The organism is Mobilisporobacter senegalensis (assembly GCF_003752155.1).
Lineage (GTDB): Bacteria > Bacillota > Clostridia > Lachnospirales > Lachnospiraceae > Mobilisporobacter > Mobilisporobacter senegalensis.
Genome location: NZ_RJVG01000003.1, coordinates 187,634 through 200,993, shown reverse-complemented (window position 1 = coordinate 200,993; position 13,360 = coordinate 187,634). Strand labels below are relative to the sequence as shown.

Here is a 13,360-nt window from a genome sequence, read left to right as displayed (position 1 = left end):
AGGCATAATAATGAAACAGAGATTTATAACAAAAAGGAGTGAAAAAATGATAGCAGATATGAAGACCCATTATCCCAATAAATTAGCCAAAGAAAAATCTCCTTATCTTCTTCAACATGCATATAATCCGGTTAATTGGTATCCCTGGGGAGAAGAAGCATTCAAAAAGGCAAAAAAAGAAAATAAACCAATCTTTCTTTCTATAGGATATAGTACTTGTCACTGGTGCCATGTCATGGAAAGAGAATCCTTTGAAGATGAGGAAATTGCAGGGGTATTGAATGGGAATTTTGTTTCAATTAAAGTAGATAAAGAAGAAAGACCAGATATTGATGCAATTTATATGGGAGTATGTCAAGCTTTAACCGGACATGGTGGATGGCCCCTTACCATTGTTATGACACCTGAGCAAAAACCATTTTATGCAGGAACATATTTCCCTAAGACTTCAAAATATGGCATGACTGGACTTATGGACTTATTGGATGCTATATCCAAACAGTGGAAGGAAAATAAGGATGTACTGATTAGTTCAAGTGAAAATATTGTGGACCACATTAGAAATCGGGATTTTTCTGATTCGAAAATAGAAGGTAAGGTATCCAAAGATTTAATCAAGAAAGCCAAGAGACAGTTTGAACATAGTTTTGATAATTACTATGGCGGTTTTCATAATGCTCCCAAATTTCCAACACCCCATAACCTAATGTTCTTACTTAGATTTGCATATTTTGAAAAGGATAAACAGGCGTTACAAATGGTTGAGAAAACCTTGGAACAAATGTATAAAGGGGGCATCTTTGATCATATAGGTTTTGGATTCTCAAGATATTCTACAGATGGGAAATGGCTCATACCTCATTTCGAGAAAATGTTATATGATAATGCATTGCTTGCAATGACTTATCTAGAAACCTACCAATTAACCAGAAGAGACCTGTATAAAAAAGTGGCCGTGAAAATATTTGATTATGTTTTAAAAGAGCTGACCTATGAAGAAGGTGGATTTTTCTGTGCCCAGGATGCAGATAGCGAAGGGATTGAAGGTAAATACTATGTTTTTACTCCTGAAGAAACCATTAAAATCTTAGGTCAAGAGGATGGGAACTATTATAATGATTATTTTGATATCACTATAGAAGGAAACTTCGAAGGAAACAGCATTCCCAATCTAATCATGAATAATGAGTATGATAAAGAGAATCAGAGAATACAAAGCCTAAGCAAAAAGTTATATGATTACCGTCTTACGCGAACCAAATTGCATAAAGATGATAAGATATTAACCTCATGGAATGCTCTTATGACATGTGCTTTTGCCAAAGGCTATCAAATTCTTGGAAAGGAACAATACAGGTCTGCTGCAGACAGGGCGGTTCAATTTACCAGAATGTATTTAAGCACAGAAGATGGAAGATTAAAGGTACGTTTTCGGGAAGGAGATTCTTCCGGTGTTGGGCATATTGATGATTATGCTTTCTTTATCTGGTCATTGCTTGAGATGTATGATGCAACATATCAAGCAGATTATCTGAAGGAAGCTATAGATTATACAAATAAAATGATTCTCTTATTCTTTGACAAGGAAAAGGGTGGATTTTATTTATATGCGAAAGATTCAGAACAGCTGATATTCCGTCCGAAAGAAGTTTATGATGGAGCAATCCCTTCCGGAAATTCAGTAGCGGCATTTGATCTATTAAGAATCGCAAAACTTACCGGTGAATCGAAATATGAAGACTATGCTTCTTTACAGTTAAAATATATATCAGGTGTAATTAGTGATTACCCATCCGCTTATAGTTATTCTTTAATTGGATTGATTCAGGTATTATATCCTTCTAAGGAAATAATCATTGTTATAAAGGACCAGACAGAAAAAGAAAAAATATTAAAGATACGCCAGAAATTCTTCTTACCTAATACTGTGATCATGGTAAAAGAGCCGGATAACGAGAGAATACTCAACGAAATCGCCGGATTTACAAAAGAATATCAGACAAAAGATAATATGACAACAATTTATATTTGTGAAAATCATGCTTGTAAGGCACCTTTTCATGAATTTGAGAGTTTATATGATTCAATTAACAGAGCATAAATTGCTCTGTTAATTGAATTTTTAATCATCTGTATTATTTATATCTGTTTCCTAACAATCTTATATTCATCATTATATTGAAAATGGGGACAATTATAATAAGAATCTCCTAAAAAACGTCCCATTTCATCTTCATCTAAAGATACATTGCATTCATAACAATCATATTCTTCATCATAAATATAGTTCATGCAGCTTTCGCAATTAGTTTTACTGCTCATAAAGACCTCCTTAAACAATCCCATATCAATAATTGTATATCAAATTACCCAGGAAAACCACTATAAAATTTGGACAAGTTTGGAATAGATGAAAGAAAATTACATAATATAACATAAAAGTATGGTTTTTACAAAATATTCACAATACTTTTACAGCAACCTAATATTAAATTTATATACTATATTAAATTAATAAAAAGTGAGGTTATTACTTATGAAATATGCAATAGTAGATTTAGGTTCTAATACAATAAGATTATGCGTTTATGAAGTGGAGGGTGAGAAAGCAGATTCAATATTTGAAAGAAAGACTATGGCCGGTTTAGTCAATTATATAACAAATGATATTCTAAATAAAGATGGCATCGAACGTGCTATAAGTATACTGAAAGATTATCAGGAAATCTTAAAAAACCTTTTGGTAAACGAAGAAAATGTATATGTATTTGCTACTGCATCTTTAAGAAATATAGTCAACACCAAAGAAGTAATAAAAATCATAAAGGAATCCACCTCTCTTTCTGTGGAACTTTTATCCGGCGAAGAAGAAGCAACTCTTGATTTTATTGGAGCAACCAAAAACATTTCCAGTAATACCGGTGTTTTAGTGGATATTGGTGGTGGAAGTACAGAAATCGTTGCATTTAAAAATAAAGAAATACAATATGCCAAAAGTATGCCTATTGGTTCCTTAAATTTATATGTGAAACATGTTAAAAAAATCATTCCCAAAGAGGATGAGAGAAAACAAATAAAACGAACTGTTTTGGAGAACCTTAAGACTTTGGAAATTGAACCTGAAACTTATGAAACTATCTGTGGTGTAGGCGGCACAATGAGAGCGGCCGCAAAGCTGAATAACAGTATATTCAATATTCCAAAAACCAACCATTTAATTGACGGAAGCAATATAAAACTTCTGTTAGAAATTATAAAAAACAGCCATAAGACCACTATCACCCCGATTCTTCAGAATATACCAGACCGGATACACACTATTATTCCAGGAATTATTATTATTGATACTATTCTGGATTATTTTAATGCAGAATTTATTGCTGTCAGCAAATACGGAATAAGAGAAGGTTATCTCTATGAAAAAATCATTAAAGGAGAATAATTATGATACATCCGGAAAAAGAGCAAGAGAATATATATATGCAGAACAGGGAATTATCCTGGCTTAAATTTAACGAACGAGTGTTGGAAGAAGCCCACGATGAAACGGTACCACTATATGAGCGATTGAAATTCATATCTATATTTGCCAGTAATCTGGACGAATTTTATATGATAAGAGTGGGAAGCCTTACGGATATTGCTTTGATAGAAAAAGATAATGTGGATAACAAAACAGGAATGAGTCCTCTGGAACAGATGGAGAGGATCTTTGAGAATACGGTATCATTATATAAAAGAAAAGATAAGATATATTCCCAAGTAGAAAATAAATTAAGAGAATTTAAAATTTGTAATCTGGAATTATCAGAACTGGAAAATTTTGAAGAAAAATACATTAAAAAATATTACGAAGATTTCATTCTGCCAGTTTTGTCACCTCAAGTAATTGATTCCCGTCATCCATTCCCCCACCTTACCAACAAGGGATTGTATATTATATGTGTTTTTTCCGGTGAAAACACTAAATTCGGATTAATTCCCATATCTCAGTCTCTCCCTGATTTTGTATTACTTCCCGGAAATCAGACCCGCTATATTTTAACAGAAAAAATTGTTCTTCCCTATACACAGAAAATATTCGAAATGTATAAAGTGGAATCTGTTTCTATTATCTCTGTTACCAGAAATGCCGACATCAGTCCTGAAGATGAAATTTTTGAAGTAGATGATGATTTCAGGGAACGTATGAAAAAAGTCCTGAAAAAAAGGGCCAAGTTGTCTCCAGTACGTTTGGAAGTGCAAGGACATCTTAGTAAGTCTTTGTCTAATTTTTTATTGGATAAGCTGGATTTAAAAAAAGAACAGATTTTCACAAGCGCTTCTCCCCTTGTGATGAACTATGTCTATGATTTGCTTGAAAAAATACCGATCTTATTAAAAAAACAATTAAATTATCCCGTTTTTGAACGAGGGTATCCTGCAAATCTAAAAAGCACGGAAAGTATAACCAGTCAATGCTGGAAAAAAGATATTTTATTGCACTTTCCTTATCATCAGATGGATCCTTTTTTACATCTGCTAAAAGAAAGCGCTCAGGATACCAACGTCATATCCATTAAAATAACCATATATCGTCTGTCCAGAAATTCCAGGATTATAGATTACCTGTGTACGGCTGCAGAAAACAATAAAGAAGTTACAGTATTGATGGAATTAAAAGCCCGATTTGATGAAAAAAATAATATTGAATGGGCAGAGCGCTTAGAAGATGCCGGCTGTAATGTGATATATGGTTTCGAGGGTTTTAAGGTACATTCTAAGATTTGTCTTATCACAAGGAGAGATAAGAATAAAATTCAGTATATTACCCAGATTGGTACCGGCAATTATAACGAAAAGACTGCAAAGCTCTATACGGATCTGTCTTTAATTACAGCCAACCAGGAGATCGGACAGGAAGCCAATGAGTTCTTTAAGAATATGTCCATATCTAATTTAAAAGGAAATTACAATCATCTTTTAGTTGCACCGTATTCTTTTAAAAATAACGTTCTGGCTCTTATGGATCGGGAGATAGAAAAGGCCATGAATGGACAGGCTGCAGAAATTATAATAAAATCTAACTCTTTAACGGATAAAGAGATCATTAATAAACTTTCTGAAGCATCCTGCGCAGGGGTGAAAGTAAGATTACTGATTCGCGGAATATGCTGTCTGCTTCCTGAAATTCCCGGTAAAACGGATAATATCACGGTATATAGTATAGTCGGCAGGTTCTTAGAACACTCCAGAATTTATTGCTTCGGAAACAGAGATGATGCCAATATGAAAATGTATATTTCTTCTGCCGATATGATGACCAGAAATACCTCAAGACGAGTTGAACTAGGGTGCCCTATTCTGGATGAAGATATCAGAAATGAAATCTTACATATCTTAGATATCATGTTTACTGATAATGTGAAAGCCAGACTGTTACGCAGCAACAGCACCTATAAAAAAATAGATGCAGCGGGACAAAACTCCTTTGACAGCCAGCAGTATTTCATAGAAGAAATTGTAAAAACCCAGACTGACAATACCAGCCCCAAACAAAACCCCGGAATTCTGGAAAAACTTATAAATACCATAACAAGAAAGCACGGATAAGCAGCCGGCAATCTAAGATAATGAAGGTATAGAACAAATGATAATCTAAGCAAAAACTTGGTTAGATTTCTTTGTACTGTACCTTTTAATTTTCTATCATTTACAAATGAAGAGCTGGCTTTACAGCCTATCCGGAATTTTATCTATTGTAATGACTGGTACAATTCGTTATAATGATACGAAGTGAATGTTGTGGTATTATTAGAATAGGAGAACAGATAGATGAGAAAACTTGCACTATCCGATGAAATATTATTAAAAGTCGATAAGCCGGCCAGATATATAGGGAATGAAGTAAATATGTCCGTGAAAGATTTAAATAAAATAGATATACGGTTCTGTATGTGCTTTCCTGACGTATATGAAATAGGAATGTCACATCTTGGTATACAGATTCTTTATGATATGTTTAACCGCAGAGAAGATACTTATTGCGAAAGAGTATATTCTCCATGGGTTGACCTGGATAAGATTATGAGAGAAAAAAACATACCTCTCTTTGCATTAGAAAGTCAGGATCCCATTAAAGAATTTGATTTCCTGGGTATCACTCTTCAATATGAAATGTGTTATACCAACATTCTTCAGATTCTGGAATTATCACAGATTCCAATCTATTCAAAAGACAGAAGTGAGGATGACCCAATTGTATTAGGTGGAGGACCCTGTACTTATAATCCGGAACCGATTGCTGATTTCTTTGATCTATTCTATATTGGCGAGGGCGAAACAGTATATTCAGAACTTTTAGATGCTTATAAAGCAAATAAAAAGCAAGGTGGAAACAGGCTTTCCTTCTTAGAAAAAGCGGCCGGAATAGAAGGGATCTATGTACCGGCATTCTATGATGTAACATATAATGAAGATGGCACAGTCAGATCATTTACAAAGAATAATAATCATGCAAAGGATACCATCAAAAAGCAGATTGAGATGGATGTAAGTAACACTTATTATCCGGAGAGACCCTTGGTTCCTTATATTAAAGCAACTCAGGACAGAGTCGTTCTTGAGATCCAAAGAGGATGTATCCGCGGGTGTCGTTTCTGCCAGGCAGGTATGATTTATCGTCCGGTAAGGGAAAGAGATGTTGAAATATTAAAAGAATATGCCAGAAAGATGCTAAAATCTACCGGACATGAAGAAATTTCACTCAGTTCTCTAAGCTCCAGTGATTACTCTAAGCTAAAAGAACTAACTTATTTTTTAATTGATGAATTCCGCTCTAAAGGAGTCAATATATCATTGCCTTCCTTACGTATTGATGCATTTTCTCTTGATGTAATGAGTAAAGTACAGGATGTAAAGAAAAGTAGTCTGACCTTTGCTCCGGAAGCTGGTTCTCAAAGACTTCGTGATGTTATCAATAAAGGATTAACAGAAGAAGCCATCCTTGGAGGAGCCTTAGAAGCATTCTATGCAGGCTGGAACCGTGTTAAACTATATTTTATGTTAGGACTCCCGACAGAAACAGAGGAAGATATTGAAGGAATTGCAATTCTTTCCGATAAGATCGCGAGAGAATATTATAAAAATATGCCGAAAGAAACAAGGAATGGAAGAGTAAGTATCGTATCAAGTACCTCTTTCTTTGTTCCAAAGCCATTTACCCCATTTCAATGGGCAAGAATGGATTCCAGTGAAGAATTTTTAGAGAAACAGCGTTTCCTGAACCGTAAGATGAAAGAACAGATTAACTATAAGAGTATTAAATATAACTGGCATGAAGTAGAACTCACAATGTTGGAAGGGGTTCTTGCAAGAGGAGACCGTAAGATCAGTAAAATTATCTATGATGCTTACAAAGCTGGATGTTTATATGATTCCTGGTCAGAACATTTTAAATATGAAGAATGGATAAAAGCCTTTGAAAACAATGGGATTGATCCATTATTCTACACTTGTAGAGAACGTAGTGAAGAGGAAATATTCCCGTGGGAATACATTGATGTTGGTGTAACCAAGGAATTCCTGTTAAGAGAATACAAACGTGCCAAAGGTGAAAAAGTAACACCAAATTGTAGACAGGCCTGTGCAAATTGTGGTGCAAAAGTTTTTGAAGGAGGTGTCTGCTATGAAAGCCAGAATCAAATTTAGCAAATCCGGATCCATGAAATTTATTGGGCATCTTGATGTAATGAGATATTTTCAAAAAGCATTCCGAAGATGCGGAATTAATGTTGAATATTCCAAGGGATATAGTCCTCATCAAATAATATCATTTGCAGCACCACTTGGTGTTGGCTTAACCAGTGACTCTGAATATCTTGATGTGCAGTTAAGCAGTAGTGATTCCTCTAAAGAGATGATAAAACAAATTAATGCTGTTATGTCTGAGGGATTTAATATTTTAAGTTTCAAGGAATTATCTGATGATTCTAAGAATGCAATGTCAATTGTGGCTGCTGCAGACTATCTAATTTCTCTTAAAGATGGTTATGAATTTACAGATGATTTTGAAGGAAGATTTTCTGATTTTATATCACAGGATACTATCACAATTCTTAAGAAAACAAAGAAGAGTGAAACAATGATGGATATCAAACCTTTTATTTATCAAACTGCTTTTAAAAAGACTGAATTTTTCAAAAAAACCGGGCGTAATGATAATGAAGCAGCCTCTGTTGCCGATGTCTATGAGAACGGTACTGTTGTATATTTACAGCTTGCAACAGGAAGTGTAACCAATATTAAACCAGAACTTGTTATGGATGCCTTTTGCCAGTATGCAGGAATTGTATTTAATGAATATGCATTCCAATATCACAGATTAGAAGTATATGGGGATATAGGAACAGAAGAAGAAAGAAGATTAGTATCACTGAATGATTTAGGAACCGAGGTTTTATAAATGGGTTATAAACTAATTATAACAAGGCAAAAGAATAGAATCATATCTGCTCTATATGATGAGAAGGATATGATACAGGTAAATGTAGACGATACCAGCAGATTAAGTATTCTTGGTAATATCTATGTAGGTAAGGTAAAAAATATTGTTAAGAATATTAATGCTGCCTTTGTTGAAATTGCAGAGGGTGTGATGTGTTATCTCTCTTTAGAGGAGAATGAGCACCCGATCTTTTGTAATGTGAAGAATAATGACAAGATAAATATTGGAGATGAAATTATTGTCCAGGTAAGCAAGGAGGGAGTAAAAACAAAAGCTCCGGTGGTTACCTGCAATCTTAATTTCACTGGGAAATATGTTGTCTTAACTCATGGAAAAACTATGATTGGAACTTCTAATAAAATCAATCAGGAAACGGAAAAGACCAGACTAAAAAATATTGTTGGAGAATATAAAAATCCGGCTTACGGTTTTATCATTCGTACCAACTCCTCTGGCGCCAGGGAAGAATTCATTCGTGGAGAAATCAATACCCTTGTTTCTCTCTACCAGGATATTAAGGAATATGGAATTCATAAGTCCCGTTTTTCTTTGATTTATGCAACACCTGAAAATTATATCTGCGAAATCCGGGATGGATATTCTGAACAGATTGATAAAATTATTACCGATGATAAAAAAATCTTTGAACAAATTCAGGACTATCTGAATAGCTTTCAAAAAGAAGACTTGAATAAACTTCAGATATATGAGGACCCATTGCTTAGTCTTAGTAACTTATACAGCGTAGACAGTCGACTCGAAAATGCTTTAAGGGAAAAGGTTTGGCTTAAATCCGGTGGAAATCTGATCATTCAGCCCACGGAAGCGTTAACTGTTATTGATGTAAATACCAGCAAAGCAATTGCCGGGAAAAAGAAAGCAGAAGAAACTTTTCTTAAAATCAACCTGGAGGCTGCCAAAGAAATAGCAAAACAACTAAGACTACGTAACATCTCCGGGATCATTATTATCGATTTTATTAATATGGAAGATAATAATAATAAAGCCATATTAATGAAAGAATTGCGGATTCTTTTAAGTAAAGATCCCATTAAAACAGTTGTAGTTGATATGACAGCCTTGGATTTAGTTGAAGTCACACGCAAAAAGGTTCGCAAGCCTTTACTTGAGCAATATAATTTAAGAGGTTAAGTAATTATGTCAAAGCCAATGAAAACCAACGCTATGCGTCTATTAGACCAGGCTAGGATAGAATATCGAACAATGGAATATGAAGTGGATGAAGAGAATCTTGCAGGAGAACATGTGGCAATACAGATTAATATGCCGGCAGAACAGGTATTTAAAACCCTGATTGCAAGAGGAGAGAAGAAAGGGATTCTCGTGTTTTGCATCCCGGTAAATGAAGAATTAGATCTAAAGAAAGCTGCTGTCCTTGTAGGGGATAAAAAGATAGAAATGATCCATGTGAAAGAACTCTTACCACTCACAGGTTATATTCGTGGTGGTTGTTCTCCAATTGGTATGAAGAAGAAATATCCTACCTATATTGATGAATCAGCCATCCTTTTTGATGAAATCAGTGTAAGCGCAGGTGTCAGAGGATGTCAGATGATCTGTAATCCAGAGGATTTGATTAAATTTATTGAAGCTATAGAATGTGATTTGACGGAATAAGAATGCAATTTATATTGAAGAAAGAAATACTTTAAGAGCAAACAAAAATATTTTGAAAATTTCTTTTTAGATTATATAAAGAAGGATATCATGAATTTGATGAATGAAACACTCCCACTTTAAAAGCGGGAGTGTTTCAGTTACTAGTCATCAGATAAATCTATTTTTTTCATTATGAATTCTTTGATATCTTCCTGATTTCCAACAACAGAACCTTGTACCATATCTTTTGATCCACCACCACGTCCACCAAAAGCTTCATTTAATTCTTTTCCAATATTTCTGACATCTTCTGTTTTACTGCCAATAATATATTTATAACCAGCTTCATCAGAACCAGTAAATATAATGACAATGCCAGAACAGCGCTCCATAATGATATTGCAGTATCTTCGTAGATTACCAGAATCAATATCATTATCAAATAAGCAGATGTCTTTAGAACTATCCGGAATTTCTTTTGCTTTATATTCCAGTAATTGTCCCTGTAAGCCAGAGATGATTCCTCTTAATGAATTCACTTCATCAGTAATACGTTTTACCCCATCTGCGACTTCATAAGGTTTTGCAGATAGAAGAGAAGAGATGGAAAGAACATTACTTTCTTTCTTATTATAATCTTCAAGTGCTTTAAAACCACACAACATACTTACCCTGGTCCCACCTTTATATTTCATATAAGAAATTAATTTTATGATTCCAATTTCTCCGGTACGATATACATGAGGAGCACAACAGGCACACACATCATAATATGACGTTGATATATTGCCATCTCTGTCTATGGAATCTGGTATAGAAACAATTCGCACCTGACCAGTTAATTCCTTTTTACTTCTATAGTCTAATTCCTTTAACTCTTTTGTCGATGGATACGTTTCAATAATAGGGACATTTTTATAGACTGCTTCATTGGCAAGGTACTCAATCTTTCTAATGTCTTCTTCTTTTAATATCCCATTAAAATCCATGGTTATCGCATCACTTCCCATATGAAACCCTACATTGTCATATCCAAATTCATTATGAACCAATCCAGATACAATATGTTCCCCTGAGTGATGCTGCATAGCTTGAAATCTGCTATCAAAATCAATATATCCTGTCACAGCAGTTCCGATTTCTATTGGCTCTGTCACTGTGTGGTATATAATATCGTTATCCTCCTGCACATCTATTACTTCCATAGCGATAGAAGAAGAGGCTGTTTTAAATTCACCTTTATCAGAAGATTGCCCTCCCCCTTCCGGAAAGAATGCAGTTTGGTCCAGAACCACAAGATATGATCCATCCTTTTTTATACAATCTAAAACCCTGCCTTCAAACTTAGCCATATGACTATCCATATAATATAATCTTTTGGTATTTTCATAAGTATTCATTTTATATCCTCTTTCTTATTTTATTCCTTAACACTTAGGAAGCTGCTACATCTTTTGGAGCTGTATCACAGAATATTATAACGGATTTCTTTAGTATTGAGAATAGAAAAAAGAGAAGTTCAATATAAATTTGAAACATCTCTTTTTAAAGGATATATTTATTAATTTTATCTGGTTTTTATAGCTTCCAGACTTATATAATGAATTATTATAAAACTGATTGCCATAATCCGTGAATATTGCAATACTCATAAGCGGATATTACTTCATCGTCAATTAAAGTAAACTCTGCTCTTGGATCATCATCTGGTTTAAGATATTTTATCTGTCCACCACATTTGGTTTCTAAATAGATCCATTGAATATAATGTTCTTCCGTCATTGGATGTTCCACACTGCCAACTTCAACAGTAACCATATCTCCAGATACTGTGATCACAGGAAGATGTTTTTCACCGGCGCCTTCACTTGTATTAGGTACAATTTCAGCCATGGATTCTTCGCTGAAATTTTTATCATCCCCCTGTACTACTTCAACGATAGTATCAGTGCCTCTACTAATAAAAAATTTAATTGCCATAGTAACACTCCTTTTTACTTTAGTTTTTTATTCACTGCTGTAATAGTATAAGAAATATAAATTTACTTATACTTTCATTATAATTATAATATATAATATTGACAAATTAAAACAAACATGCTAGTATTACCTAGTGTGCCGCACAACGAGGTTCTAAAGTTCTGCATTTCTTTAGGAAATCAGACACCAAAGTTGGCGAGTAATGATAATAGGAGGTGCCATATGTACGCAATTATAGCAACAGGTGGTAAACAGTACAAAGTAGCCGAAGGCGATATCATTAATGTTGAAAAGCTTGGTGTAGAAGCTGGAGAAACTGTTACATTTGATCAAGTTCTTGTAGTGAATAATGGTGAATTAGTAGTAGGTAATCCTACAGTAGCTAATGCGACTGTTACAGCAACAGCTGTAAAAGACGGTAAAGGTAAAAAAGTTATCGTTTATAGATACAAGAGAAAATCTGGATATCACAAGAAAAACGGTCATAGACAAGCTTATACTCAAGTTAAAATTGAAAAAATTAACGCATAATCAGGTAGAGATATGATTAATATATCTATTTACAAGAATGCAGATGGTGTTTATACAGGCTTTAAGAGTTCTGGTCATGCAGGTTTTGCCAATAAAGGTCAAGACATAGTATGTGCAGCTGTTTCAGTTCTAGTCATAAATACTATTAATTCCATTGAGACATTTACTTCTGATAAATTCGATTTGATTATGGATGAAGAAAGTGGATTAATAGAATTTAATGTTTTAACCAGAATCAGTAATGAATCAATTTTATTACTAAAATCTTTGGTCCTTGGTTTACAAGGAATTGCCGAAGATTATGGACATGATTATATCAAACTAACATTATAGAATATTTTTATTTTGTAAATGTGCACTCAAGGAGGTGTAAGGCTATGTTAAAGATGAACCTTCAATTTTTCGCTCATAAAAAAGGTGTTGGTTCTACTAAGAACGGTAGAGATTCTGAATCTAAGAGATTAGGTGCGAAAAGAGCTGACGGACAATTTGTTTTAGCTGGTAATATTCTTTATAGACAACGTGGAACTAAGATTCACCCAGGCGTTAATGTTGGACGTGGTGGCGATGATACTTTATTCGCTTTAGTTGACGGTGTTGTAAGATTTGAAAGAAAGGGTAGAGATAAGAAGCAAGCTTCTGTATACCCTGTTGAAGCTAAATAATGCAATAGAAAGTTTTCTTTTTATCGAATGTATTCAAGCCCCAAATTCTAATACTTTTGGATTTGGGGCTTTAAAATTT

13 protein-coding genes are annotated in these 13,360 nt (G+C 34.1%); 10 read left to right on the top strand and 3 right to left on the bottom strand.

The features are described from left to right. The first annotated feature begins 46 nt into the window (after positions 1-46). Positions 47-2,101 carry a thioredoxin domain-containing protein gene (locus tag EDD66_RS06355; protein WP_123608722.1) on the top strand — a complete coding sequence of 685 codons (2,055 nt, stop codon included), beginning with the start codon at positions 47-49 and terminating at the stop codon, positions 2,099-2,101. A 38-nt stretch (positions 2,102-2,139) separates the two neighbouring features. On the opposite strand, the gene EDD66_RS06350 is transcribed toward EDD66_RS06355, so the two are convergent. Further along, the gene (locus EDD66_RS06350) at positions 2,140-2,322 is read right to left on the bottom strand and encodes a DUF6472 family protein (RefSeq protein ID WP_123608721.1); all 183 of its coding nucleotides are present in this window, start codon (positions 2,320-2,322) and stop codon (positions 2,140-2,142) included. A gap of 214 nt (positions 2,323-2,536) precedes the next feature. Between EDD66_RS06350 and EDD66_RS06345 the strand changes: the two genes are divergently transcribed. The 6 genes from EDD66_RS06345 (at position 2,537) to ybaK (ending at position 10,123) form a co-directional block, all read left to right on the top strand. After that, positions 2,537-3,442: a Ppx/GppA phosphatase family protein gene (locus EDD66_RS06345; protein WP_123608720.1), complete on the top strand. Its 906-nt coding sequence runs from the start codon at positions 2,537-2,539 to the stop codon at positions 3,440-3,442. A gap of 2 nt (positions 3,443-3,444) precedes the next feature. Beyond that, positions 3,445-5,592, top strand: coding sequence for a polyphosphate kinase 1 (gene ppk1 / locus EDD66_RS06340; RefSeq protein WP_243115314.1), 2,148 nt, complete (start codon positions 3,445-3,447; stop codon positions 5,590-5,592). A 222-nt stretch (positions 5,593-5,814) separates the two neighbouring features. Next, entirely contained in the window at positions 5,815-7,689 is a 1,875-nt protein-coding gene (locus tag EDD66_RS06335) for a TIGR03960 family B12-binding radical SAM protein (RefSeq protein ID WP_123608719.1), read from the top strand. Further along, positions 7,667-8,443, top strand: a complete 777-nt coding sequence (locus tag EDD66_RS06330) for a TIGR03936 family radical SAM-associated protein (RefSeq protein WP_123608718.1) — start codon at positions 7,667-7,669, stop codon at positions 8,441-8,443. The genes EDD66_RS06335 and EDD66_RS06330 overlap by 23 nt, the downstream gene beginning before the upstream one ends. Beyond that, entirely contained in the window at positions 8,444-9,637 is a 1,194-nt protein-coding gene (locus tag EDD66_RS06325; RefSeq protein ID WP_123608717.1) for a ribonuclease E/G, read from the top strand. It abuts the gene before it with no gap. A gap of 6 nt (positions 9,638-9,643) precedes the next feature. Next, on the top strand, positions 9,644-10,123 hold the full coding sequence (gene ybaK / locus EDD66_RS06320) for a Cys-tRNA(Pro) deacylase (protein ID WP_243115313.1): 480 nt from the start codon (positions 9,644-9,646) through the stop codon (positions 10,121-10,123). A 143-nt stretch (positions 10,124-10,266) separates the two neighbouring features. On the opposite strand, the gene EDD66_RS06315 is transcribed toward ybaK, so the two are convergent. Together EDD66_RS06315 and EDD66_RS06310 are read right to left on the bottom strand one after the other, a co-directional pair. Next, the gene (locus EDD66_RS06315) at positions 10,267-11,505 is read right to left on the bottom strand and encodes an alanyl-tRNA editing protein (RefSeq protein ID WP_123608716.1); all 1,239 of its coding nucleotides are present in this window, start codon (positions 11,503-11,505) and stop codon (positions 10,267-10,269) included. Between the two features lie 208 nt (positions 11,506-11,713). Next, the gene (locus EDD66_RS06310; RefSeq protein ID WP_408632103.1) at positions 11,714-12,079 is read right to left on the bottom strand and encodes a desulfoferrodoxin family protein; all 366 of its coding nucleotides are present in this window, start codon (positions 12,077-12,079) and stop codon (positions 11,714-11,716) included. 228 nt (positions 12,080-12,307) lie between these two features. Here EDD66_RS06310 and rplU point away from each other — a divergent pair, with 228 nt between their 5' ends. The 3 genes from rplU to rpmA are packed head-to-tail and all read left to right on the top strand — an operon-like array spanning position 12,308 to position 13,281. Beyond that, a complete protein-coding gene (gene rplU / locus EDD66_RS06305; protein WP_123608714.1) occupies positions 12,308-12,616 on the top strand; it encodes a 50S ribosomal protein L21 in 309 nt (102 codons plus the stop codon). 12 nt (positions 12,617-12,628) lie between these two features. Beyond that, a complete protein-coding gene (locus EDD66_RS06300; RefSeq protein ID WP_123608713.1) occupies positions 12,629-12,949 on the top strand; it encodes a ribosomal-processing cysteine protease Prp in 321 nt (106 codons plus the stop codon). A gap of 44 nt (positions 12,950-12,993) precedes the next feature. Then, entirely contained in the window at positions 12,994-13,281 is a 288-nt protein-coding gene (gene rpmA / locus EDD66_RS06295) for a 50S ribosomal protein L27 (RefSeq protein WP_123608712.1), read from the top strand. Positions 13,282-13,360 lie beyond the last annotated feature (79 nt).